The 25,662-nt window shown below is 45.2% G+C and carries 16 protein-coding genes; 13 read left to right on the top strand and 3 right to left on the bottom strand.

Features of this window, described 5'->3' with window-relative positions:
• Positions 1-18 precede the first annotated feature (18 nt).
• Positions 19-3,156, bottom strand: coding sequence for a SusC/RagA family TonB-linked outer membrane protein (locus tag P1X15_RS20295; RefSeq protein ID WP_277339964.1), 3,138 nt, complete (start codon positions 3,154-3,156; stop codon positions 19-21).
• Positions 3,157-3,898: 742 nt separating this feature from the next.
• On the opposite strand from P1X15_RS20295, the gene P1X15_RS20290 reads away from it, so the two are divergent.
• The 5 genes from P1X15_RS20290 (at position 3,899) to P1X15_RS20270 (ending at position 12,426) form a co-directional block, all read left to right on the top strand.
• Positions 3,899-4,255, top strand: a complete 357-nt coding sequence (locus P1X15_RS20290; RefSeq protein WP_277339963.1) for a hypothetical protein — start codon at positions 3,899-3,901, stop codon at positions 4,253-4,255.
• Between the two features lie 753 nt (positions 4,256-5,008).
• Positions 5,009-8,185: a TonB-dependent receptor gene (locus tag P1X15_RS20285; RefSeq protein WP_277339962.1), complete on the top strand. Its 3,177-nt coding sequence runs from the start codon at positions 5,009-5,011 to the stop codon at positions 8,183-8,185.
• A gap of 31 nt (positions 8,186-8,216) precedes the next feature.
• On the top strand, positions 8,217-9,677 hold the full coding sequence (locus P1X15_RS20280) for a RagB/SusD family nutrient uptake outer membrane protein (protein ID WP_277339961.1): 1,461 nt from the start codon (positions 8,217-8,219) through the stop codon (positions 9,675-9,677).
• 73 nt (positions 9,678-9,750) lie between these two features.
• Positions 9,751-11,484 carry a tetratricopeptide repeat protein gene (locus P1X15_RS20275; protein WP_277339960.1) on the top strand — a complete coding sequence of 578 codons (1,734 nt, stop codon included), beginning with the start codon at positions 9,751-9,753 and terminating at the stop codon, positions 11,482-11,484.
• A gap of 60 nt (positions 11,485-11,544) precedes the next feature.
• The gene (locus tag P1X15_RS20270; RefSeq protein WP_277339959.1) at positions 11,545-12,426 is read left to right on the top strand and encodes a DUF1684 domain-containing protein; all 882 of its coding nucleotides are present in this window, start codon (positions 11,545-11,547) and stop codon (positions 12,424-12,426) included.
• A gap of 159 nt (positions 12,427-12,585) precedes the next feature.
• Here the strand turns inward: P1X15_RS20270 and P1X15_RS20265 are convergent, their stop codons facing one another.
• Complete coding sequence (locus tag P1X15_RS20265) at positions 12,586-12,984, bottom strand: transposase (protein ID WP_277339958.1); 399 nt, start codon at positions 12,982-12,984, stop codon at positions 12,586-12,588.
• Positions 12,915-13,331, bottom strand: coding sequence for a hypothetical protein (locus tag P1X15_RS20260; RefSeq protein ID WP_277340014.1), 417 nt, complete (start codon positions 13,329-13,331; stop codon positions 12,915-12,917). Before P1X15_RS20260 ends, P1X15_RS20265 begins: the two co-directional genes overlap by 70 nt.
• Before the next feature lie 397 nt (positions 13,332-13,728).
• Here P1X15_RS20260 and P1X15_RS20255 point away from each other — a divergent pair, with 397 nt between their 5' ends.
• The 8 genes from P1X15_RS20255 to P1X15_RS20220 form a co-directional block, all read left to right on the top strand.
• On the top strand, positions 13,729-13,932 hold the full coding sequence (locus P1X15_RS20255; RefSeq protein WP_277339957.1) for a hypothetical protein: 204 nt from the start codon (positions 13,729-13,731) through the stop codon (positions 13,930-13,932).
• 424 nt (positions 13,933-14,356) lie between these two features.
• Complete coding sequence (locus tag P1X15_RS20250; RefSeq protein WP_277339956.1) at positions 14,357-14,602, top strand: integrase core domain-containing protein; 246 nt, start codon at positions 14,357-14,359, stop codon at positions 14,600-14,602.
• Positions 14,603-14,684: 82 nt separating this feature from the next.
• Positions 14,685-18,719, top strand: coding sequence for a hybrid sensor histidine kinase/response regulator transcription factor (locus tag P1X15_RS20245; protein ID WP_277339955.1), 4,035 nt, complete (start codon positions 14,685-14,687; stop codon positions 18,717-18,719).
• A 191-nt stretch (positions 18,720-18,910) separates the two neighbouring features.
• Positions 18,911-19,663: a DUF5602 domain-containing protein gene (locus tag P1X15_RS20240; protein WP_277339954.1), complete on the top strand. Its 753-nt coding sequence runs from the start codon at positions 18,911-18,913 to the stop codon at positions 19,661-19,663.
• 11 nt (positions 19,664-19,674) lie between these two features.
• Entirely contained in the window at positions 19,675-20,931 is a 1,257-nt protein-coding gene (locus P1X15_RS20235) for a DUF418 domain-containing protein (protein ID WP_277339953.1), read from the top strand.
• 118 nt (positions 20,932-21,049) lie between these two features.
• Positions 21,050-22,021 (top strand): fumarylacetoacetate hydrolase family protein, encoded by a 972-nt coding sequence (locus P1X15_RS20230; RefSeq protein WP_277339952.1) that lies wholly within the window; start codon positions 21,050-21,052, stop codon positions 22,019-22,021.
• A gap of 48 nt (positions 22,022-22,069) precedes the next feature.
• Positions 22,070-22,924: an SDR family NAD(P)-dependent oxidoreductase gene (locus tag P1X15_RS20225; RefSeq protein ID WP_277339951.1), complete on the top strand. Its 855-nt coding sequence runs from the start codon at positions 22,070-22,072 to the stop codon at positions 22,922-22,924.
• 213 nt (positions 22,925-23,137) lie between these two features.
• Positions 23,138-25,662: hypothetical protein (locus P1X15_RS20220; RefSeq protein ID WP_277339950.1), on the top strand; the 2,525-nt coding region annotated here is incomplete at its 3' end.

The raw sequence follows: 25,662 nt of genomic DNA, 5'->3' as shown, positions 1-25,662 counted from the left end.
ATGTGATGCAAATGATTCTTAGAACGTCAACGTGATGTTACCACCCACATAACGAACTGATGGTGATGTCAACTGTGTATCATCTGCTTTGTCTGGATCAGCAAAACGGAATGCTTTCGTCCACATCCACACGTTTTGTCCGGTCAATGAAATTGAACCAGAACGCGCTCCGAGCAATTTGGCGATGTTTGAAGGTAAATTGTACCCAAGTGACACTTCTCTCAATTTCAAGAAAGTTGCATCGGTGATTCCACGAGTACCATCTCCATAAGAGCGTGAATAGTCCTGATAAGACACTTTGGCTTCGTTTGGAGCAAATACGCGTGTATCGTTGGTGATATTTCCAAAGCTATCAAACGTAACCGCCCCTGATTTTACAACCACTCCTTGTCCTACAAACGATTTGTTTTTGTTTACTACTTCGTCGTATCTCCATTGGTTGTCTGAGTCTGGGTGCGCACCTGTATCCCACATTTTGTACGAAGTATAGTTGTTTAAAACACCCCCTACGCGACCGTCAAAGTTTACCATTAAGTTAAATTGTTTGTACTTGATGGTATTGGCAAAACCCCACAAAAATTTAGGATCTGTATAACCACGTACATAGCTATAATCACTCAAAAGTGGTAATCCGTTGGCACGGTGAATCATGCTTCCTGTAGCGGGGTCGGTCATCCACACACGATCTGTATAGACATCCATACGTCCACCCGATACTGTCCAAGCATTTTTGGCTGAGTTGGCTGCGATATCTTTGTAGTAACGGTGGTTGTACGAGTAGTTGGCGACCGCATCCCATTGCCAATCATTTTTCTTAAGAATGGTAGCATCCAAGCTCACTTCCAAACCTCTACGCACGATGGTTTCATCCCAGTTGATAAGTGTGCTGTAGAAACCAGAAGCTGAAGAAACGTTGGCTTGGGTCTGGCGGTTGTAGGTGTATTTGTTAAAGTACGCTACATCCAATTTCAAGCGTTTTTTCAAGAAATATGCTGCCGTTCCGATTTCCCATGTACGGTTCGTTTCGGGAAGGATGTTTTCAGCGTTACGAATCGTTGTAGGATAAGCTGCTGAATTAAGCGTATTCCATGCTCCAATCGTCGTTCCGTACGTTTGGTTGGTGGCATAAATACCCAAATCCGATTTAGAAAGTGTCCAAGAACCACGCAATTTCCAGAAATCAAGCCATGATGGCATACTACCTAATACTTCACTGATTACGAAACTACCACCCAATGAAGGATAGAAGTACGAACGTGAGTTTTTAGGCATAGTCGAGCTCCAGTCGTTACGTCCTGTTGCATCCACGAAGAGCAGGTTTTTATAGGAAAGAGTTAACTTCGCGTAGGCACTGTTTACTTGTTTTGCACTTGCTCCCACACTTACGTTTGGACGCTCAACCGAGTTGTTCAATGAATAATACCCAGGAATCAAAATACCACTACGGGTAGCGCTGTATAGGTTATTGTTTTGCAACGTATAAATGGCCGCTCCAGCTAAGGCATCCACTCCTAAATCACCAAAGTTCTTGTTGTATGTAACCAAGGCGTCACCATTAAAGCTATACCCTGTTTGCTTGTTAATCGAATACAAACCTGGCGTATCCCAACCACGGTTTGAAAGAATGTTTGGCGGATTACGTTTTGTTTCGTCGTTATTGTACAAATCAAAACCTGGACGGATAATCAAATTAGCACCGTCAAATAATTTATAGGTCGCAGTAAGGTTGGCATTCAAACGGTTTTCATAGACACCCCATACTTTTTCATTGGCCATGAAATACGGGTTATCGTACCATGCTTTGTAATGCCAGTTTTGTTGAACATCAGGAATCAACCAATAATTATCTTTATAATCGGCCAAACGGTACTCAGGACCCATCCAAATCAAGATATTGTACATATAGCCTTGATCGCTGTAGCCTGCTCCCATGATTTGAGGTGCATTGCGTTTGTTATACCCCATTTGACTACTCAACTTGAAACGGTCGCCCACTTTCATTTCACCACTCAACGTAAAGTTGTAGTTGTTGGATTGCAAGTTGGGATATTGTCCTTTGTTGTAAATGTGCGTCAACGAAGCGCGGAAACTTCCATTTTCGCCCGTTTGAGCCACGCTAACACTATTGTTGGTAATCAAACCAGGTACCAAGAAGTCGTTGAAGTTATTTTTACCTTTCGATGTGAGTTCCTGCATTTCCATTTGCTTCGTAATGGGATTCCATTGGTTGGCTTTGATGCCAATGTCCAATTTTTGTCCCCAAACGTAGTCCGTTGGGTCATATACTCCTCCAATCCCTGCGCTGTAAGAACTTTGCACTTCGGGAAGCATCAAGAAACCCGCATTAAACATGTTGTTGGTATTGACCGTCACCGTCAAGCCTTTGTTGGCACTTCCTTTTTTAGTAGTAACGATGATGGCACCGCTACCTCCACGAGAACCGTACAAGGCCGAAGCGGTTGGTCCTTTCAGTACGTCGATACTTTCGATATCGTCTTGGGCAATGTTGTTGAGGGAGATGTTGTTGTATGGTACCCCGTCAATCACCAATAGTGGACTCTCGCCCCGTAAGCTGATGGCTGGCATCTGATTGAACTCTGTGCTATTTCGCACCCACAAACCAGCCACTCTACCCGTAAGTGATGTACCTACACTCACCCCTTTTACGGTCTGAACAGCAGGCCCTGCTACTTTTTGTACAGCATAACCAAGTGATTTTTCTTCACGTTTTACCCCCAAAGCTGTTACGATAACCTCATTCAAAATTTTGGTATCGGTCAGCATTTGGATCGAAAGTGAGTTTTGAGAGCCTACTGTTATTTCTTGGCTTGCATACCCAATAAACGAAATAGACAGAATAGAACTTGCACCTTTCACTGTTAGTTTAAATTTTCCGTTGGCGTCGGTTAAAGTACCGTTGGTGGTACCTTTCTCAACTACGTTAACTCCCGGAAGTGGAGCGCCTGTATCATCCGTAATAGTCCCCGTAACTTCCTGAGCTACAGCTTGGACTTTACCATTTGGTGAAAAAGGAGCTGCGGCATAAGCTCCCATACCAGCGTTGGTTAGCACTGCGACGCAAAGCAAAGAGCCCGTCAATAAACCTGCTCGGTTCTTGCCTTTCATCATAGTGAAAGAAAGTAGTTTTTTTCGCATGGATTTTTCATTAAGGTTTAATAAATAAAAAAATTGAGATACATCCTCTGAGGTTACAGAGGCAACGTGCACAACAAAGAAGAGATTAAACCCTCTCTGTTGCTAAACTTCAACAAAGTTGGGAATATGAGACTATAAAAGCATTCTGTTGATAAAGTGTTAGAGTAATAAAGGTTCAATACGTTGGTTTAACACACTTCTACATCACTAATACTAAATACCCATGAGGATGTACTATTTGATGTATATTTTTTTCAATGGTTTTTTTGAGGGCGCAAAATTAGTTACTTTTAAATTCTACCAAAATTGTTTTGTTAAGCCTTAAATTCGTTTAGGGAGTTAATAACGAAAAAAAAAAATTGTCAACAAAATTTTAACATTTTGTTCATATGAAAAATAAGAAAAATTTTATAAATGCTAAAAAAGCAACCTCTTTTATGTAGTCTATTTGGCAAGGCCGGACCCTCGTTTCTTAAAAAAATATTACAAATTTTGCTTAAAATTACAATTACACGTCTCTGGTATTAGTTTACATTTTGTCAACTGATTATTTACCATTAAATATATAGAATATATATATTATACATATATTAAATTTTCATAACATACTTTTTCAAGACAAATATACTGGGAATCCAGTATTGGTTTTTTCATCAAGACAGCTGAAATTTGTCAGTGAAAATAGCCTTTGTTTTCTTCCTCATCCTGAGTTCCAAGAAATCCACTAAACTTTTTTCAACTTATGAAGCTCCTCAAAACCACGCTTTTCCTATCTCTGCTTTTGATACTTTCTTGCAGCAAGCCTGAAACTGACATTTTCAATATATCAAGTTCTTATTTTTTGGGAAAATGGGAAATCAAACAGTCCCTTCAATTTTCAAACCAGCCTTCCCCTTTGTTTATCACATTTGAGAACAATGGCAAAGCCGTCTCAACACCATTGGCTCACATGGCGGATACTTGGTATTACAATCCCGAAACCAAGACTTTATCATTAGGCTCAAACCAACAGGAGTACTCGATAGAGCCTTCTCATCAGAAAGAGTTCAAAGCCGTCGGTAAGTTAAGTGGTAATACCCTTATTTTCCAGAAGCAGTGATACCAGTACATAGAGTTGGGGCTTTGAGAACATATTCTTAAAGCCCCAATTCTATTCTATCGATTTTAAGGAGATTGTACCAGGAAGATTTTGCTTTGAATAGTTCTTATGCTTCAGATAGCCACAGTTATGTGTCAATCTAGCAAAATACCTATATATAGTTGTACTTAAATATTTTTGCATTGTTATTTTCCTTAGAAAACAAAGTTAGCCCTCTTAGTTTTGTACTATAAATACATCGATTTATAGGTGTATTTTATAAAAAAAATCAAATTTTTTATTTGGTATTATCGAAATGACTTTTTAAAATTGCAGCACAAAATATACTTGTCCAACTGAAAATATAGGTTTGTGTTTTGGACACGTAAAAATAATCTACCGACTGTTTCTTTGTAAACCACCTGCAAAAAGACAGATTCAGGATATCGCTTATTTATGTTTTATTAAGTTCATAGATACCAATCCTGACTCAGACCTGTTTGGCATTAGCCAAACTTTGTAGGTGGGATAGCTTCTTTGCCAAAGATTTTATCCCTTTATTGATATTAAAAGTTTTGGCCCATAGAGACATACTTAAAATTGTATTTTAAAATATATTTTTCCTATAGATTAAATCAATATATCATACATTCAAATGACACTTCATCAACAATTCCAAATTTCATATCCAAGACAAACGTGCTTTCATACAATTTTTTGGAGATACTCCTTCTAAGCTAAATGATTAAAAATCAGACAAAACACAAAGTTATTATGAACCTCAAAACGCTACCTATTCTTATTTTTTTAGTGGCAAGTGTAAGCCTTTCGGCTTTAGCTCAATCAAAAGCCATTTCTGGAACCATCCGAGACAAAGAAACAGGAGAACCATTGCCGGGAGTTTCTGTTATCGTTAAAGGTACTAACAACGGAACCATCTCTGACCAAGAAGGCAATTTTAAGCTGAACGCACCCGAAAAAGCTCTTCTTATTTTCTCTTTTATTGGATATAGTGTTATCGAAAAAGCCGTCGAAAATCAGTCTACTTTTTCTATAGGTCTAACTTCAGACATTAAACAACTGAGTGAAGTACGAGTAGTAGGCTACGGTACCCAAACCAAAGCAGAGTTTACGGGGTCGGCGGTGAGAGTCACGGGAGAAATCGTAAAAGAGCAACCTGTACAAAGCTTTGATCAAGCTTTACAAGGAAGAGCCGCAGGAGTAAGCATCGCCCAACCCAACGGGGTTCTCAACAACCCTCCGGTGATTCGAATCCGTGGCGTCAATTCTATTTCTCTTAGTTCATATCCTTTGGTGGTGGTAGATGGTATCCCTATCAACACTGGAAACGTATCGACAAGTACTGCCGTCCCTAACAATCCATTGGGAGATATTAACCCTGCTGATATTGAATCAATAGATGTTTTGAAAGATGCCGCTTCTACTTCTATCTATGGTTCAAGAGCTGCCGCAGGAGTGCTTTTGATCACTACGAAAAGAGGAAAATCCGGAAAACCACGCATTACGTACGAAACTTGGGCGGGAGTCTCTAATGTAGTGCGATTACCTGAAGTACTAAACGCCGAACAATTTATTGCTATCAAAAATGAGGCGGTACTCAATGCCAAAATATTGGGCGGAAATGCCAACAATGACAAAGTGGCGTCAGCTTTGTTTTTCCCAAACTATGATGAAAATCAAAACCCAATTAATACCCGTTGGTACGATTACATCTACCGCACAGGTTCTTCCCAAAACCATAACTTAAGTGTTTCGGGTGGTACACCTTCTACTTCCTATTATTTCTCTGCCAATTTTACGAAGCAAAACGGCTTTTTAGTTGCTAATGAGTTCAATCGAAAGTCGGTTCGCTTCAATCTAGACCAAGAAATCACCGACTGGCTCAAACTCAAAGGAAGCGTTTCTTACAATTCGAGCTTTAATCAATCTCCCTATGCAGGTTCCCTCCCTAGTTCCAATTTCTTTTTGGTAGGAGCGGCACGCTTGGCGGTGGCTCTTCCTCCAAATGTTGCAGCTTTCAATCCAGACGGCTCTTATAATATCAATCCTGCCGCCCTCAATACGATTGGGATGGGCAACAACCAAGTGGTAAGTAACTGGGGAAACCCTGTCGCTTTACTGCGAGAAAATCGGTATACCTCTGAAAATGACCGCATCATTGGAAGTTTTTCGGCGGTAGCTAGTCTATTGAAAAACCTAAATTTCACTACTTCATATTCAATAGATCGCCTCAGAACCGACAATGTCAGTTTTGATAGTGCTATTCAAGGCAACGGATTTTCGAGTCGGGGCAACGCTACCAATACCACTGCCCTTCGCGACAACTGGAACTGGACCAATACTCTTTTATACAATACCATTTTTGGAGAAAGGCACTCTATTTCAGCTTTGTTAGGTTATGATTTACAGAAATTCAATACCACGGCTTGGGGAGCTTCACGCACCCAAACTTCCGATCCCTTCTTTAACAATTACCAAGGCAACTGGGGTGCTATCTCAGCCACTGGAAATGACATAAGCGAACGCGCCTTTCTATCTTATTTTTCACGGTTGAATTATGATTTTGACAAAAAATATTTTGTAACCCTCAATTTTAGACGTGATGGCAACTCCGCACTAGGCTCTGGTCGTAAATACGGCAATTTCGGGGGGGTATCAGCAGGCTGGTCGTTGTCGGAGGAAGAGTTTTATAAAGCCTCTCCTATCTCTTCTGTACTAAGCAATGTCAAACTCCGCGCTAGCTGGGGACGCGTTGGTAATGGCAACTTAAATGATGCTTTTAGTTCACTCGAACTTTATAGTGGCTCACTCTACGGCAATGCCGCTACGTGGGCTATCTCTCAAGCTGGCAATCCTAACTTAGGCTGGGAAACAAGTAACCAAACCAATATTGGAGCAGATTTAGGCTTTTGGAATGACCGCATTCAAGTAGAACTTACTTACTTCAACAACGATGTAGACGGCCTTATTTTGAGTGCTCCGCAAGCTATTTCAAAAGGAATACCAGGCAATTCAATCCTTGGAAATGTAGGCTCTATGTATAACCGTGGTATAGAATTGGGGATCACAGGAAATGTACTTCGAAAAGGGGATTTTTCATGGAACACTTCATTGAATTTTACCAAGATAGCTAATAAAGTAACGGCTCTTGCCGACGGAAATACTGACATCGTCGGAACCACTCACGTATCTTATGAGACCACCAACATCACACGGGTTGGACACTCAGTAGGTAGCTTATACGGCGCCAAAACAGCGGGTGTCAATCCTGAAAACGGTCAGCGAATTTTTATCAATGCCAAAGGTGAAAAAGTACAGTACAGCCAAGTGGTACTGCCAGGACAAAGCCAATGGACTTACCTTGATGGTACAAAAGCAGCGGCGATTACTGGGGCGGATTACTATCTTATCGGCAATGCCATCCCAACTTGGTATGGAGGTTTTAGCAATACTTTTAAGTACAAAGAATTTGACTTCGGAATTCATTTCTCTTACTCGGGAGGCAACCTAGTAATGAACGGAACACGTGCAACCCTCCTAGACCAACGTGCTTATAACAACTCTACCGAGATTTTGAAACGTTGGCAAAAACCCGGCGACATCACCGATATTCCTCGCTTGGTTTACAATGACCAATTGTCAAGTGGCTCCTCTTTTCCAGTTTCTACTAATGCCGAAAAAGCTGATTTTTTACGCTTACAAAACACCTCAGTAGGCTATCGAATCCCCGCCAATCCATTATTTACCAAAATCGGACTTAGTGCCGTTCGGGTGTATGCTCAAGGCTCCAACCTTTTCTTACTCACTCCCTACACCGGTACTGACCCCGAATCATCCGTCAATGGCAATTCTAATACCACACCGGGGGTAGAGAAAAACTCAGTGGGGCAAGCCCGTACTTTCACCGTCGGTCTAAATGTAAGTTTCTAAAAAACAACAAAGTTTAAAGACATTATTGATTATGAAAATAGTACATACACATCCTATTACTCGGCGTCTTAGCTTTATTTTTTCATTGGCTTTGATGCTTAGCTTTTCAAGCTGCAATGACCAAGATTTGTTAAACCCCGCACCTCAAACTTCCATCAGTGGTGCCAATGCGTTCGACACACCAGAGCGTATTCTGGGATTAGTAAACGGCATCTATAAATCTGTCAAAAGTGGAAATTTTTACGGAGGCAACTATTATATCTACACAGAAGCCAGAGGAGAAGAATTCATTAATCGTACGAGCAATACTTTTACGGCGTTTGAGGCCTGGAACCAAACCCTCAATTCGGGTTCCAACTTTGTGGCTGGATTTTGGTCAGCTGCCTATACGGCCATCAACAATTCCAATATTCTTATCAAGGGATTGACCGACAATCCTACGAAAGTCAATGCAACTTTGACCAAACAGTATATTGCCGAAGCAAAGTTTTTGAGAGCATTGAGTTATTTTAGTTTGGTGACTTTGTATGCACGTCCCTACAACGAAAACAAAGGTGCTTCTCCAGGGCTACCATTGCGGTTGCAGGCCGAAACCAACACCGCCAACAACGACCTCAAGCGTAGTACAGTAGCAGAAGTATATGCTCAAATCATCAAAGACCTTGATGAGGCTGAAGCCGACCTTCCGCTCAATTATTCGACGGCATTGCTAAACACTACCCGCGCTCATCGTAATACTGCTATTGCCCTCAAAACACGTGTGTATCTCAACAGCGGCAACTACGTCAAAGTAATCGAGGAAGCTAAAAAAATCGTCACGACGGCAGCACCGTTCAGTGCTTCCACGGGAGTAGCTCATAAGCTTCAAAATATTGTCGAGATTTTTACGACCAACTATACCAGTACTGAATCTATCTTATCTGTACCCATGACCGAGCTGGATAATGTAGGTGGTCAATCTTCTTTTCCTTACGTTTTCAATGCCAATGCAGAATACAATCTCAATCCAACGGGGATTTGGGGCGACACCGAATGGAAATCGACGGACTTACGGCGTACTTTTGCGCGTACAGCCTCAGGCGTTCAATTCATCACCAAATACAGTAAGCCTTCGCCATTTTTGGATTATCTCCCTATTATTCGCTACTCAGAAGTATTGCTCAATTATGCCGAAGCAACTGCACGCACGGGTGATACAGCCAAGGCAATAGAACTTTTAAAAGCCGTTCGAAATCGTTCAGATGCTGGATATGTATTTCCAGAAAATGCCATTGCTTCTCAGACGGCTCTAATCAGCACCATTCTCAAAGAACGGCGTATTGAGTTGCTTGGCGAAGGGTTCCGTTCCAACGACCTTCTCCGCAACTTGCTACCACTCCCCGCCAAATCAAGCAGTGCACTGAGCGCACCTGAAGTAAAACCTTCTGAGGTAAATTACGTATTCCCATTGCCTAATACAGAAATAGTAACCAACAAAAAACTTCTTGATTAACTATCTCAAAATCAAATGCTTCAACTGCATAGTTGTGCAGTTGAAGCATTTTCACAAGTCAATTTTTTGCTTTATGGTTTATCGTATTTTTTTATGTTGTTTGTTGTCAGTTAGCACATTTGCTCAGCGAGTGAGGCAAGGAGAGCCTTCATCACCTTCACATCAACACGAAGCTCACGACGGCGCTAGTCATGATAATCACGATCATCTAAATCATATCCAAGACTATCGTAAAGAGACCATTTTTGTCCATAATTTGCCTTCTCCATTATTGTTGACAGGAATTGGCTCTACCCATTTTTCAATCACAACACAATCTCCAAAAACACAAGCCTTTTTCAATCAAGGTATTCAGCTACTGCATTGTTTTTGGGACTTTGAAGCATATCGAGCCTTCAAAGAAGCCATCTTTCATGACTCCACCGCTATCATGCCATATTATGGGCTTTATAGTGCTATCGGTGCTATTGAAGGCGATGAGTTCAAAAATGATAAAAAACTAGCCATTCGAAAACTGAAAGCTCTCAAAGACAAAGCAACCGAACGCGAAAAGCTGTATGCCGAAGCAATCCTCCTACGAGATGCTGAAACTGATGGTGGCAAAGCCGCCTATCAAAAAAAATTAGAACTTATTGTTCACAAATACCCTCAGGATATTGATGCAAAATTGTTTTTGGCATTGAGTAAAATGGGCGGCTACGATGCAAAACTCAACCCCCGCGAAGGCCAAATTTATTCGGAATATTTGCTTAAAGATATCCTTCGCGAATACCCCGACAACTCTGCCGCGCATCATTATTGGATTCATCTAAAAGAAAATTGCTGTCCAGAGCAAGCTCTTGAAAGCTGTGAAAAACTACCCAAGCTTTCGCCCAATTCTGGTCACATGGTGCATATGCCAGGGCATGTTTACTACAAATTGGGTGAATACAAAAAAGCCCACTATGCTTTTGTAGCCGCCGTAAAAGTAGACTCCATCTACATGGCACAACAAAAAATCCCCGAAGTAGACACTTGGAATTATATCCACAATATCAACTACTTACTCTCCAATTGTGCCGAAGATGGTCATTACAAAACCGCATTATACTATGCCGAAAAGCTCCAAAAAATGCCTGCTTCCAAAGAACGAAAACGCAAATACGAAGGTCGATTCTTCTACCAAGGTATCATTGCTCCTGCCAAAATGGAATTGTGTTTTGGGTTTTATGACCGAGCAGCCAATCGATTAGCGGCAATCAAATTAGACCATGATAGCCTTTTTACTCCCAAAGCCATCGCTTACAAAGAGGCATTATTTCAATTTGCATCAGGTATGGATGCTGCTAAAAAAGGCCGTATCAAAGAAGCTAAAGCATTTGCAAACGCCTTAGATGCCTTACTGTGGCGCAATAGCAACCAAGAACTATCAAAAGATATTATCAGCACTCGTCGCCTCAATGACCTCAATGTGGCTTCACTCGAATTGCAAGGGGTCATCAAAAGTGCAGAAAACAACTACACAGAGGCAATTCATCCTCTCGAAAAAGCCAAAGACAAAGAAGACGAGCTTGGGTATAGCGAGCCTCCCTCCTACGCTCGTCCAGTATTGATAAGCTTGGCAGAAGCCCATCTCAAAGCAGGCAAATTTGACGAAGCCCAAAAAGCCTATGAAGAGTTATTGACACGACACCCACACACCGCCAATGGCTATTGGGGACTCTATAAAGTGTATAAACAAAGAGGTGATACTCCGAAAGCCAAGGAATATGCCAAGCTGCTCGAAGAAATCACCAAGTTTAGTAACAAAGAACTTTTTCCGTTATAATATACTAACTATCAATTCATTACAATCAAAAATACATTTTCAACTAAAACTATCTTCATTATGAAAAAGTACTTGACACATGTAGGAGCCCTATTGCTCTCCGTATTTTTGTTGGCTTTTACCTTCGATACATCCTACGAAGCCGAAATCAAATCTTGGCACCAAAAACGCATTGACGATCTCAAAAAAGAAGAGGGGTGGCTCAACCTTGCAGGACTATTTTGGTTACAAGAAGGTGAAAATACAATCGGGGGAGATGAAAAAAACAGTATTGTTTTTCCTAAAGAACACAGCGATGCATTCATCGGGAAAATCTTTTTGAAAAATGGGACGGTAACTTTTGAAGCTGCACCAAGCGCTTCTGTGGCGTTGACCGACCAACCCATCAGCAAGGCGGAGATTTTCCCCTACCAAGGTAAGCCTACTGTACTCAAACACAAGACATTGCGTTGGTTTATTATTCAGCGTGGCGACAAATACGCCATTCGCTTAAGAGATTTAGAGGGAACTTATTTGAAAAACTTCCAAGGAATAGACACTTATCCTATCAGTCAAGAATGGCGGGTGAAGGCTAAGTTTATACCCACAGTAGGCAAAAAGCTCTCCATCATCGACATCACAGGTCGTTCTTATGAGCAAGATTCTCCCGGTAAATTTGTATTTAGCATCAATGGCAAAGAGTATAGTTTAGAAGCTGTTGGCTCAAAAGAGCGTCCACATTTTGTGTTTGGAGACCTTACCAACCGACACGGTTCTTATGGCGGAGGGCGTTTTCTTGATGCTCCTGCTCCCGATGCTGAAGGATACACCTACATTGATTTCAATAAGGCTTATAATCCTCCTTGCGCTTTTACACCTTATGCCACTTGCCCTCTTCCTACGAAGGAAAACAAACTGGCAGTAGCCATCACAGCCGGTGAAAAATATCACGGAGATTACTAGGTGTCAGACAAAATAGACTTTCCAAGTGTACAGTTTTGCTGATTATCAAACTTGGAAAGTCTTAAAATGTAGTTAAGAACGTTTCTTCTTTACTCTCATTTATGAATATTCTTAATAAAAGAGGCTGTCTCAAAAGTGATTTTGAGGTGGCCTTTGATTTTAGACTGCCATAGCATAATTTTTGATGGTCTTTAACTGATAAGCGTCTAAAGTCGTTGATTTTCTATTTTTAGAGTGCTTTTTTGAGTTGCTTTTTCGGCAATTTGGGCATCTTTGTAGGCTTTTTTTCTCAGCCTTATGGGCAAAGCTAGCCAGTCCGAATTCTATTTCGACTTTTTCCAGTCCTTTTAATCGAAGTCTTTTAAAATTATGATTGGATTTTATTTGTCCAAAAGTAGCTTCGACTTCTCGTGGGCGCTGCTTTCGATGCCTGATTCCTTCTTCTGAGTCTAGCTTTTCTCTTATTTTTTCTTTGTGAAGTCTGAGATTCATAGTGACCTCAATTTTTCGATTACCTGCTTGTTTATGACAAGCCCTCTTAATGGACAGCCTACACAATTTTGTGCTTGATATTGGGTAATAGTCTGTTGAAAACTGTTGTCTGTTTTTTTAATGAAAGTACCAATTGGAGTCATTTTTTGACCCATACGATAGTACAAGCAGTTCTGTTGAGCATTGTAAAATAGGTTCTCTACCTTGTTGATTTGGGCTTTAAATTTATCGGTTTGCTCAGGGTGAAAGAGGTTAAATTTGACAAAGGCTTCTATATTTTTTTCTTCCAAAAATTCGTAATTCTCCCCACTTCCATAGCCCGCATCGGCTGTTATACTGTATTGGGCTTCAAAACCCGTCAGATGGTCTTTTAAAAGGGTTGTATCAGTATCGGATCGGTTTCTATGATTCATGCAATTAAAGGCGTATAAAAATCTTTATATTTTTCACGCTTCGGCGTTCCGATTTCGATGAACACAAGAAAATACACGATGAACAAGTTTGTTACAAACGTTATTAACGACAAGCCGCATCGGCCTTTAGATTTGTTTTGTAATATTATTCCAAGAAATTGGGATAACTTGAGTAAGCAAATTGGGTCGCATCGGCGCTCCGATGGTACATCCTATCGCTCGGCAGAGTTAGAGACTCATGCCGGACGGCCGGTGCCGGCCGATTCAGAGGCCAGCCCTCGCTGCTTGCCAAAACTCAATGGGGTCGCCTTTAGATTTGTGTGATTGAACAAAACCAAGAAACTGGTAAGTTTACTTTCCAGTTGTTGAGCAGGATATAGGCACTTTAAGGCGTCGCATGGGAAAAAACCACCACGGGATTGAAGTGCATCGGCACTCCGACCTATATCCTGTCTTTATCCAAACATCAAATAGAAATTTGGCGGGGCCGCCCTTTGGCGTATGCTCCATGCAACACACCGACTCGTTTATTCTAAAGTTAGGCAACGCCTGTATGAGTTTGAGTGTGGTTTTAATACCCGCCTCTGAGTTAGCCGACTGACTTTGCAAGACGATGTGCTTGCCATCGAAAACAGCCCAATCTAACGTAGCTTTAGAAAGTGCACAGGAACCCCCGGTCAACACCAATAAAATAGCGAATGTCCATAAGGAATAATAATTTAGGGGTTTAACAAGTTACCTTGCTTCCTGCTCAAACCCTTACTAATCGGCTATAATACCCGAATTTCCATCTAAGACTTAAGCAAGTAATACAGGACAGGGCCTAAACCCGCGCATAGAGCAATAACTCTGCGTCGCAGTGGCGCACCACCCCCATAGGTAAACCCGCCCTGGTTACTTGTTGGCAAGCTACCAAATCTTGGAAAATTACCAACACTCAAATCTAAAGGGCGGCCCCGCAAGGGGCTCAATTTACCTCAAACGACTTTACAAAAGTGTTGTTGGAGAATGAAATATTAGTCTCGATGGATTCAAAAGGAAGGGCGTTAGATAATATTTTCATTGAACGCTTTTGGAGAGCCATTAAATATGAACATATTTACTTGAAGGAATATAAAGATGGGAAAGCTCTTTTTGAAGGACTTCTTCAATATGTTCAATTCTATAACAACGAAAGAAAACATCAAGCTTTGAAATACCTCACTCCAAACCAAGTTTTCAATCAACGAGTACCAATACCTAAAAATAATGCAATTTTAAACAAAAAATAGCTCAATTATAAAACAAAACCTATTTTGTCTAAACTTTGGGGTACACCATATATATTTGCTCTTTTGACTTCATATTCACAATATGCTACTCAATAGACACCGGCCATGGATAGGGTTATTGATTTCGCTGTTAATCCTTTTATGTCCGCTCGTAGGAGCGCAATCACCGGGATTTTCACAGCCTGAACTCATTACCGATCGCCAGGGCTTACCACAGGGGTTTGTTTCAGGCATTATACAGGATCGACAGGGGTTTATCTGGATGGCTACCCATGATGGTCTCTGCCGCTATGACGGAAACCGCTTAAAAATCTTCCGGGAGCAGATTGTCGGAAAATCGTCCATGCCCTTTTCCAGTATTGCCTCCCTGCTGCTTGATCATCAGGGCCGTATCTGGATCACTTCAGAACAGGGCAAGCTGGTTATGTTTGATCCCCTCACGGAAATCTTCACCGACATCTCCGAGCAACTGGCCGGCCTGACTATTCCCCATATAGGTGCCCAACACTACTATCCCGACCGGCAGAACAGGCTGTGGATGGCCTTCGATGGAGAAGGATTGGTATGTTATGATTTGACTACCCGGCGCGCCCGGCGGTTTCGTCACCGCGCTGATCAACCGCATTCCATAGGCTCGGATCGCCTACGTTCGGTACTGCAGGATCAGCAGGGTACCATCTGGATCGGAACAGTTGATGCCGGCCTGGAACGGTTGGACGAGAAGACCGAATACTTCCGGCATTATCGTCCGAATTCTCAGACACCGCTTGCGCTGCCCGAACCGGCCATATTTGGAATGTACCAACGTCCATCGGGTGAACTGCTGCTGGGTACCCATCATTATGTCTGTCAATTCAATCCCCAAACGGGTCAGTTTTGGTCCCAACGACTGCCTGACGAAGATAAAGCGTTATGGGGAGAACATCATTTATGGGGTATCCACTTTGTGACCGACAGCCGGGGTGTTGTTTATCTGGATCAGCGAAATCGCCTATTTCGCTTCACCGACCGGGAGAAGCTCCAACTGATAGCCCGCTTCACGCCCCAAACCGGGTATTGCTCCAGTCTGCTGATTGATCGCTCGGATGTGCTCTGGGTGGGTACCGACGGTTCAGGTGTGCGCAAATACGATTTACGGGCGAACAGCTTTGAGACAACCCGTTACCGAAATGGTTTTCAGACGGATGTATTTACCCAATGTTTGCATTTGCCGGCGGCTCAAACCGGTTCTACCCGGTATGCTGATCCGTATATGTTCCGTTATACGCTTGATCATCAGGGAGATCTTTGGGTCAATTGCGGCACGTCTACCGTCTATCATATTAATCTGGCTACTCATCAGAGTCAGCGAATTGATTTTCCGGTTCCCTTTGTACAAATGATTACTCCGTTGGCGACCGACGAGCAGGGACGTATCTGGGCACTCCACTGGTATAACGAGCTTCATTACTTATGGTATTATGAACCTGATAAGCGTCAGTGGATTCGTTCAGACCATCATTTTAAGGAGGAATTCTCTATCGAATTTATACAGATGGTGGCAGATAAGGAGGCATTTTGGTTTGCTACGAACAATCAGGGTTTGTATCGGTTCGACCGGCGAACGGGACGATTGAGCAAGTATGTTCACCAGCCCAACCAGCCTACTTCGCTCAGCAGCAATACGCTTTATTGTTTAACGGCTGATCCTGACGATCCGAATGGGCTGTGGATCGGAACGTTCGGTAAAGGATTGTGTAAATTCGACAAACGGTCAGGTCAGTGTCGGCGGATCACGGAGCAGGACGGTTTGCCCAATGATGTAATTTATTCTGCCCTTCCCGATCAACACGGAAGCCTGTGGATCGGCACCAACAAAGGGCTTTGCCGAATGAATCGTAAAACATTTAAAATCCAAAATTACACGACCGAAGACGGCCTGCTGGCCAATGAATTTAACCGCTTTCACTACCTTCAACTTCCCAATGGGCAGGTCATTATGGGCGGGGTGGAAGGCATTACCTCGTTCCGACCTGCCCAGCTACGGGACGATTCGTTTCATCCCAAAGTGGAGCTAACCGAATTGTATGTCAATAACCGGCCGGCTCAGCCCGGTCCTGTGTCTTTTCTTCGAGCCCCGATTCATGCCGTTAATGAGCTCGACTTACCCTATCATCAGAATTTCCTGACACTACATTTCGCGGCTTTGCAATTCAACCGGTCGGGCAAAAATCACTATCGCTACAAGCTGGAAGGCGTGGATGATGATTGGGTGGAAACCGGTCAGCCGCAGGCCATTTACACCACGCTGGCTCCCGGTCGCTACACGTTGTTGGTCAACGCGTCCAATACGTCAGGGACGTGGAGTCCCTATGTGCGCCGATTGGTCATTACCATCAATCCTCCTTTCTGGGCTACTTGGTGGGCCTATGTACTTTATGGAATAATAGTCTTAGGAAGTATTCGATATGGAATCAGGTTACGGCTGAACCGCCTGGAACTTCAGCAGGCGGTGGCTCTACGCCAACAGGAAGCCCGACAATTGCGAGAACTGGATGAGATGAAGTCCCGTTTTTTTACCAACGTAACACATGATTTCCGCACCCCACTGACCCTGATTCTTTCACCGATGCCCGGCTTGATTCAGGAACTGGCCGGCTCTCGCTATGTGAAACGCTTGGAATCGGTTAGTAGCAATGCCCGTCACTTACTCTCCCTGATTAATCAACTCCTCGATTTTTCCAAATTGGAAGCTCGGGCTTTGGCAGTTCAGGAGACTAAGGGGAATATCGGCTTGTTTGTGGAGCAGACCGTTGGCTTATTTCAGGAAGAAGCTTCCCGCAAAGGCATCACCTTATCGGTTTTGTCTGCCATACGGGATACCTACTGGTTTGATGACGAAAAACTCGGACGGATTATTGCCAATCTGTTGGGAAATGCGTTGAAGTTTACCCCCAAGGGCGGTCAAATTACAGTTTCGCTGTATGTTTCTGCCGACTTGGAACTGGTGATTTCGGATACTGGTGTGGGCATTGCCGCCGACAAACTGCCGTTGATTTTTGACCGTTTTTTTCAGCAGTCGGCCAATGGGTCTAAGGATACGCAGGAAGATGGATTTAATCCCTCAACTGACCCTCAAATGGGTACCGGAATTGGGCTGGCATTGGTAAAAGAACTGGTGCAATTGCAGCAGGGACATATTGCGGTGGAAAGCACGCTTGGCCAGGGTACTACCTTCCGGGTGACGCTGCCTTACCGACGGGCCGACCCAGCGGGTACGGCAAAGGAGGTGGTCGAGCCGTTCATTGAGTTCACGCCGGCTGACATACCGATCCTGCACGAAAGCTATAGCGAACCACCGCATCTGCTACTGGTAGAAGATAATTCCGAACTGGCCGATTTCATTGCCGATAGTTTACCTGCCTTTTACCGCATCAGTCGGGCAATTAATGGAACCGACGGTTTTCAGCAGGCGCTGGCCGAATTGCCCGATCTGGTCATCAGCGACGTGATGATGCCGGTAATGGATGGCTACACACTCTGCCAAAAACTAAAGGAAGAGGAACAGACCAATCACATTCCGGTTATCCTGCTAACGGCTAAAGTAACCTTTGAGAATCGTCTGGAAGGCCTCACACGTGGGGCCGACGATTACCTGACCAAACCTTTCCATGTGCAGGAATTGGTATTGCGGACCCATAACCTGCTCGAACGCCAGCGTCGGTACCGCGAGCGGATGCGGCAGGAATTGGCACGGCCGATACCCGCCAAGCTCGACCCACCGAGTGAATCTTCGGCTACATTGGCAGAGCCGGTGCCGCTTAATCCGTTTCTGGAAAAACTATACGCCATCGTCGAAGAAAAACTGGATGATTCGTCATTGAGTGTGGAGCAGTTAGCCGACCAGCTCCATTTGAGCCGAAGCTCGTTGCATCGTAAAGTGAAAGCACTGACGGGGCTGGCCACCGGTGACATCATCCGCATCTACCGACTCAAACGGGCCACTCAATTCCTGCAACAGGGTTATAACAGCTCCGAAACGGCCTACTGCGTGGGCTTTGACAGCCCCCAGTATTTTGCCAAGTGTTTTCGGGAGCAGTATCAGATGACCCCCAGCGAATTTGCCCGATCTGCCTAAATGTCCCTAAAAGGCGTGTTTTTCGGCACCCTGCAACCTAAGTTACCACATTTGCAACCTGACTTACCATCCTTTTTCGGGATTGGTCGGAGCTTTGTGCCTGAATCGCAGTCGCCTGTCCCCTGTGATTTTGCAATAAACTATTCGCCAAAAAGCAGATAGATATTTCTTAATCTTTTTTACCAGTCTTTATGAAAGCTCTCTTTTATTGTCTCACCACGCTACTGTTAATACATGCCTGCACCCAACCGCAAGAGCAGCAACCGAGTCTTATTACTGGCCCTTCCATTCCCATGGGCAGCGGGAAAGCGAACGCCTGGGTGAAACTCGATAACCGGGGGAATCCTGCTTCGTTGGGGTTTACCTTGAGCAAAGGTGCCATTTACAACCTGCCCACCACGGCCGCTGCGGGCGAATATATGCTCGCTCTACCCGATCAGGCCACTCAGAAAACGCCTTTCCGGCATATCATGATCAATTGGAATCCAACCGGTCATGAACCCAAAGGCATTTACGATGTGGCGCATTTCGACCTGCATTTTTACCTGGTTCCCATGAACGAGGTCATGAGCATCCCGACCTATGACAAGGCCAAGAATCAGTTTGACAAAAACCCGGCACCAGAGTACCTGCCTGTAGGCTTTATTAAAAATCCGGGAGGCGTGCCCGCTATGGGGGCGCATTGGTCGGACGGCAGCAGTCCGGAATTCAAGGGACAGCCTTTCACTGAAACCTTCGTGTTTGGGACGTATGATGGAAAAGTGACTTTTTGGGAACAGATGGTAGCTATGAGTTTCCTGAAAACCGGCCCTTCCTTCGACAAAGCCATTGCCCAGCCGGTCCGATATGCCAAACCGGGCAACTATCCCACCCGCTACAGTATTCGTACCAACGCGGATGGCAGTTATGAGGTAGCTCTGAGTCAATTTGTATCACGTCCCTAAACCAATTTTTGATGAATTCCATAATAAATTCAAACCCCACTAATCGCGTAGCCACGATTGATTTTATTCGGGGAATAGCCCTACTGGGCATTTTGTTTATCAATGTGCAAACCTATGCACTGTTTGCATTTCTGCGTCCTCAGCAGGTATATACGCTGGGGCTAGATCGGCCGGATAGCTACGCGCCGACCCAATTTTTCATTCATCTGTTGGTAAAAGGGCAGTTTTATACGATCTACAGTTTTCTGTTTGGCCTGGGCTTTTACCTGATGAGCGAAAAGAATACACACGCGGGGCTGAATACCAACCGGCTTTTCAAACGACGTTTGTGGATACTTTTGGCTTTGGGACTGCTCCATGCCTTTATATTCTGGTTTGGGGACGTCCTGCACAAGTATGCGCTGCTGGGGTTTACATTGCTTTATTTCCGCAAAAAGTCGGTTGCCGTGTTGGGTAAATGGATCATTGGACTGGCCGTTTCGGGCATCGTGATTCAGATAGTCCAGGCCCTGGCGTTTCCATCGACCCCGGCGGCTCTGGCGGCCGGTCAGAAACAGTTCGATGCTGTCGTGATGCAGGTGGTCGCTACTTGGCAACATGGTTCGGTTTGGGAGGTGATGAGCCTGCAAAGTCTGGGAGTTGCCATGCTGCATGTCATGGCTTTCCAACACGGTTTAGCGGGTTACCTGCATTATGAGATTATGTTTTTGCTGGGTCTGATGGCTGGGAAACTGCACCTGTTTAATCGACTGACCGAAGTCAAAAACCAATTCCTGCGAATGGCATTCCTGCTGTTTCCAATGGGGCTTATTTTAAAAGGAATCGCCGGCCTGCCCGTTTTCGAAGTCCACCTCCCGAATATCAACCAATTGACCTACGAACCACTGATTATTTCACTGGCTGACTTTCTCGGAACACCTTTATTGACAGTGGTCTATCTGATTGAGATATCCTTGATTTTCACCCGGTACCCCTCCCGAATAACCGGTTGGATTGCCAATGCCGGTCGGCTCGGTCTGACCAACTATCTGATGCAAACTCTGTTGTGTATGGGTCTTTTTTACGGCTATAGCCTGGGCTTTTCGGGAAGGTTGACCTTACTCGAATCACTGGGAGTCGCCGTAGCCATCTATGTATTTCAGATAGTCTACAGCAATCTATGGCTGATGTACTACCGGCAGGGACCTCTGGAATGGCTCTGGCGAAAGCTCACCTATGGCAAAGAACGAGCGAAAGCGATTTCCTCGCCTGACCTAATTAAGTATTGAGTAATCCTCCCGCTTTTTTAATGGGAGATCAAAATCTATTAAATACTGCACCTGAAGCAATGAGGGGCAATCAGGTTAATCGGACACTAACTCAACGGTATTTTAAGCCAATCGACGCATGCGATTACGACAGGTTTTAATCGAGGGCCAGCCGGCCTCACAGGTAGCAACCAGGGCCGGCTGGGTCAACCTTAGCGAGGTAGCCCAAAAGGAGCCCTCTCTTCATTCCATTTCCGGTTCGCTGTTGAGCATACTCGCAGCTTTGCCTCAGCAGAGGCACACGCTTCAGCAGGTGGCCAACTCCTGTTCACCTACACAGGAAACCGGTACGCCGACGTTGCCTTTTCAACCGGCTTCCTATCGGGACTTTATGCTCTATGAAAGCCATGTGATTGATGCTTCGCGCGGGTTTGCCAAACACTTTTTGCCGAAGGTCTACCCCATTATCAGAACTATTGAAAGGTTGAGTCGCAGGCCATTTTTCGCCTTCAATCCTAAACCTCTCTGGTATCAGCAGCCCATCTATTACCTGGGCAATCACCTGGCTTTTATTCCCGATCGTGCAACCATTCCCTGGCCTTCCTATTGTACGGTGTTGGATTATGAGCTTGAACTGGGGTTGGTGCTGACCAAACCACTTTACAATGCAACACCTGAGGAGGCTGAAGCTGCCATTGGTGGGTTCGTCCTGTTCAATGACGTCAGCGTTCGCAATGTGCAGCGAGCAGAAATGGACAGTGGCTTTGGTCCCCAGAAAGCCAAACACTTCTGTAATGTACTGGGTCACGAACTGGTCACCGCCGATGAGATTCTGCCCCGCTGGCAAAAGCTTACGGGAGAAGTACGCATCAACGGCCAACTGGTTTCCCGTGTCAGTGCTCAATCACCCCAATTTAGTTTAGGCGAGGCTTTGGCGCACGTTTCCCACTGCGAGTACCTGTTCCCGGGTGAGTTCTTTGGAACCGGTACGCTGCCGGGCGGTTCGGGAATCGAGAATGGGCATCTGCCAAGACCCGGCGATCAATTGGAATTAGTGCTGGAAGGTATAGGTCGACTAAGTAATCCCATTGGCCTGCAAACCAACCGGTAATGCAAATAAAAGTAACCCGATACATAATCATTAAAGATCATTTCCACGATGACATCCGTACAACAAACAATCGTAATCACCGGCTGCGACAGCGGAATTGGACGGGCATTGGCCCTGGAGTTCTATGGGCGAGGGCATCGGGTCTATGCCACCGGCTTACAGCCGGCCGCTCTGACTGACTTGCAGCACCGGGGTTTAGTGACTCAGATGCTTGATGTAACCGACCAACAAAACGTTGACGCCCTCTGCGCCCGACTCCGGGCCGACGGAACCCCGGTAGACATCCTCATTAATAACGCGGGGTACGGGGCCATGGGGCCTACCATTGAAATGCCCCTGGAGGAAGTGCGCCGGCAATTCGAGGTCAATGTGCTGGGGCTTCTTCGGGTCAGCCAGGCCTTGGCTGTGGACATGATGACCCGCCGTCGGGGCATGATTATTAACATTGGCAGTACCGCCGGAGTGCTCACTTCACCTTTCGCAGGGGTCTATTGTGCCACCAAATCAGCGGTACACGCGCTGACCGACGCCCTGCGACTGGAGTTAGGCCCGCTGGGCATTCAGGTCGTGCGGGTAGAACCGAACATGATTCGCTCCGGCTTTGGCCAAACGGCCGCCGAGGGGCTTCAGGCTCGTTTTCGCCCCGAGTCGGTTTACTGGCCGGTGAGGGGAGCCGCGCTGGCTCGTGCGCTGGGTTCCCAGACCGCCGATGCCATGCCTGCCGAGGAATTAGCATACAAGTTGGCAAACAGCGTCTTGTCTCCGAATCCGCCCATCCGTATTCGAATCGGACGACAACTGCTGATCTATACCTTGCTAAAGCCGTTCCTACCGGCACGTTGGATTGACCGTTTGCTGCAAAAAAGGTTTAAGCTGCATGAACTGAACCCCTTATTACTTTGATAGCTTAGGATGTCTATCAAATTCGTCCGGATTTAAAAAACTTTTGAATAACACCATCCTATCAAATATTTACTGAGAACACTAAATAACTCGAAAGTTAAAATACCCATATCTGCCGGCTAAGGCTTACCGGTGCCGTCGTAGAAGGCCTCAAAAGTACTTTTTCTAATGATTACTGCTTACCGAGTGAAGCTGAGCCCGTATAAATCAACTATGAACCGCCTACTTTTAAACCCGTCTCTCATGTACTGTAATTACAACGTTTTGGTCCTGTTACCGCCGGAGCGCTATACTCCTCCTTTTAGGTACCTTTTTTTGTTTTTCTGTTTTGGGCTGCTTTTGTTGTTATCTCCGCCGGCGATGGCGCAGTCCGTCGGCAAAGTCTGGGACAAACGTTTCGGAGGTGAAGATTATGAGGAGTTGCAAAATCTGACGGCTACCTCGGACGGCGGCTTTGTGTTGGGGGGAAGTTCCTATTCCGGAGCCGATGGAGACAAAACCGAGACCTCCCGGGGAGGATTTGACTATTGGGTCGTCAGAATCGATAAAGACGGCAACAAAGTCTGGGACAAACGGTTCGGGGGTGCAGGTAATGATGAGCTGCACAGTCTGACGGCTACCTCCGATGGCGGCTTTGTGTTGGGGGGAAGTTCCTATTCCGGGGCCGATGGAGACAAAACCGAGACCTCCCGGAGAGAAGTTGACTTTTGGGTAGTCAAAATCGACAAAGACGGCAATAAAATCTGGGACAAGCGGTTCGGGGGTATAGGTAATGATTATTTGCAAAGTCTAACGGCTACCTCGGACGGCGACTTTGTGTTGGGGGGCTATTCCTCTTCCGATGCCGATGGAGACAAAACCGAGGCCTCTCGGGAATCCTATGACTATTGGGTAGTCAGAATCGACAAAGACGGCAACAAAATCTGGGACAAGCGTTTCGGGGGTATAGGTAATGATTATTTGCAAAGTCTAGCGGCTACCTCGAACGGCGGCTTTGTGTTGGGAGGCTATTCCGATTCCGATGCCGATGGAGACAAAACCGAGGCCTCTCGGGGATCCTATGACTATTGGGTAGTCAGAATCGACAAAGACGGCAACAAAATCTGGGACAAGCGTTTCGGGGGTATAGGTACTGATTATTTGCAAAGTCTAACGGCTACCTCAGACGGCGACTTTGTGTTGGGGGGCTATTCCTCTTCCGATGCCGATGGAGACAAAACCGAGACCTCCCGGGGAGGACTTGACTATTGGGTAGTCAGAATTGATAAAGACGGCAACAAAATCTGGGATAAACGGTTTGGGGGAGCCAATGATGAGAGTTTGCACAATCTGACGGTTACCTCCGATGGCAGCTTGGTGTTGGGGGGAAGTTCCGATTCCGAGGCCGATGGGGACAAAACCGAGGTCTCCCGGGGAAGATATGATTATTGGGTAGTCAGAATTGATAAAGACGGCAATAAAATCTGGGACAAACGGTTCGGGGGTGCAGGTAATGATGAGCTGCACAGTCTGACGGTTACCTCCGATGGCAGCTTGGTGTTGGGAGGCTATTCCTCTTCCGAGGCCGATGGGGACAAAACCGAGGTCTCCCGGGGAAGATATGACTATTGGTTGGTCAAGATTAAGGAATGTGCACTGACGGCCTCAATCACGTCCGGCTTCTCTCCAAACCTCTGTTCGGGGGCCGCATTGACACTCAGCGGCAACAGTAGCGGGACAACGACTCCCACTTACAGTTGGAGCAGTCTTCCCGCCGGCTTCAGCTCCGAGCAACAGAATCCCTCTTTTATCGTTCCTTCCGTCACTTCCCCCACCAACTATACGCTGACCCTAACCGTTACTCAAGAAGGCTGTACAGCTACGGATACTACACAACTGACAGTCAGCCCTCTTTCAGTCGGTGGTAGTGTTAGCAGCATCCAAACGATTTGTTCGGGTACTTCCCCCGATGATATAAGACTAAGCAGTCAAACGGGCAATGTGGTTAAATGGCAGAAATCAACCGATGAGGCTTTCAGCAATCCTGTTGATATTATCGGCACGTCTACCACACTTACCGGCACACAAATAGGCGCATTAACAGCTGACACTTGGTTCAGAGCCGTCGTTCAAAGTGGCAACTGCACAACGGCCAATTCTACGCCAATCAAAATTACGGTTAATACACCGCCTTCGGGCGGATCAGTGAATAGTCCACAAACGATCTGTTCCGGCACTGCACCATCGGATGTGAATCTGAGTGGTCAATCGGGAAGCGTTTTAAAGTGGCAAATATCGTCAGATGCGGCTTTTAGCAATCCGTCGGATATTGCTAGTACTTCTACCACGCTGACCAGTGCCTTGATAGGCAACCTAACGGCCGATACGTGGTTTAGAGCCGTTGTACAAAGCGGCGTTTGTGCCACTGCCAATTCAGAATCGGTCAAAATCACCGTCAATCCGACCTCTCAGGGAGGAACTGTTGGAAATGCGCAAACCATCTGTGCGAATTCTTCCCCAGCTGATGTAAGTTTATCCAGCCAAGTCGGAAGTGTTGTTAAATGGCAAAAATCCAGCGATGCTGCCTTCAGCAATCCGTCGGATATTGCTAGTACTTTTACCACGCTGACTAGTGCCTTGATAGGCAACCTAACGGCCGATACGTGGTTTAGAGCCGTTGTACAAAGCGGCGTTTGTGCCACTACCAATTCAGAATCGGTCAAAATCACCGTCAATCCGACCTCTCAGGGAGGAACTGT

Source organism: Runella sp. MFBS21 (assembly GCF_029433105.1).
Classification (GTDB): domain Bacteria; phylum Bacteroidota; class Bacteroidia; order Cytophagales; family Spirosomataceae; genus Runella.
The sequence above is the reverse complement of the archived record's forward strand: the minus strand, read 5'-3'. Positions and strand labels throughout refer to the sequence as shown.

Coding starts and splice junctions, on each gene's coding strand:
- P1X15_RS20240 (WP_277339954.1), top strand. CDS start 18,911: ATGAAAGCTCTCTTTTATTGTCTCACCACGCTACTGTTAATACATGCC.
- P1X15_RS20280 (WP_277339961.1), top strand. CDS start 8,217: ATGAAAATAGTACATACACATCCTATTACTCGGCGTCTTAGCTTTATT.
- P1X15_RS20275 (WP_277339960.1), top strand. CDS start 9,751: ATGGTTTATCGTATTTTTTTATGTTGTTTGTTGTCAGTTAGCACATTT.
- P1X15_RS20245 (WP_277339955.1), top strand. CDS start 14,685: ATGCTACTCAATAGACACCGGCCATGGATAGGGTTATTGATTTCGCTG.
- P1X15_RS20295 (WP_277339964.1), bottom strand. CDS start 3,156: ATGCGAAAAAAACTACTTTCTTTCACTATGATGAAAGGCAAGAACCGA.
- P1X15_RS20255 (WP_277339957.1), top strand. CDS start 13,729: ATGGGAAAAAACCACCACGGGATTGAAGTGCATCGGCACTCCGACCTA.
- P1X15_RS20225 (WP_277339951.1), top strand. CDS start 22,070: ATGACATCCGTACAACAAACAATCGTAATCACCGGCTGCGACAGCGGA.
- P1X15_RS20235 (WP_277339953.1), top strand. CDS start 19,675: ATGAATTCCATAATAAATTCAAACCCCACTAATCGCGTAGCCACGATT.
- P1X15_RS20270 (WP_277339959.1), top strand. CDS start 11,545: ATGAAAAAGTACTTGACACATGTAGGAGCCCTATTGCTCTCCGTATTT.
- P1X15_RS20230 (WP_277339952.1), top strand. CDS start 21,050: ATGCGATTACGACAGGTTTTAATCGAGGGCCAGCCGGCCTCACAGGTA.
- P1X15_RS20285 (WP_277339962.1), top strand. CDS start 5,009: ATGAACCTCAAAACGCTACCTATTCTTATTTTTTTAGTGGCAAGTGTA.
- P1X15_RS20290 (WP_277339963.1), top strand. CDS start 3,899: ATGAAGCTCCTCAAAACCACGCTTTTCCTATCTCTGCTTTTGATACTT.
- P1X15_RS20260 (WP_277340014.1), bottom strand. CDS start 13,331: ATGAATCATAGAAACCGATCCGATACTGATACAACCCTTTTAAAAGAC.
- P1X15_RS20250 (WP_277339956.1), top strand. CDS start 14,357: ATGGATTCAAAAGGAAGGGCGTTAGATAATATTTTCATTGAACGCTTT.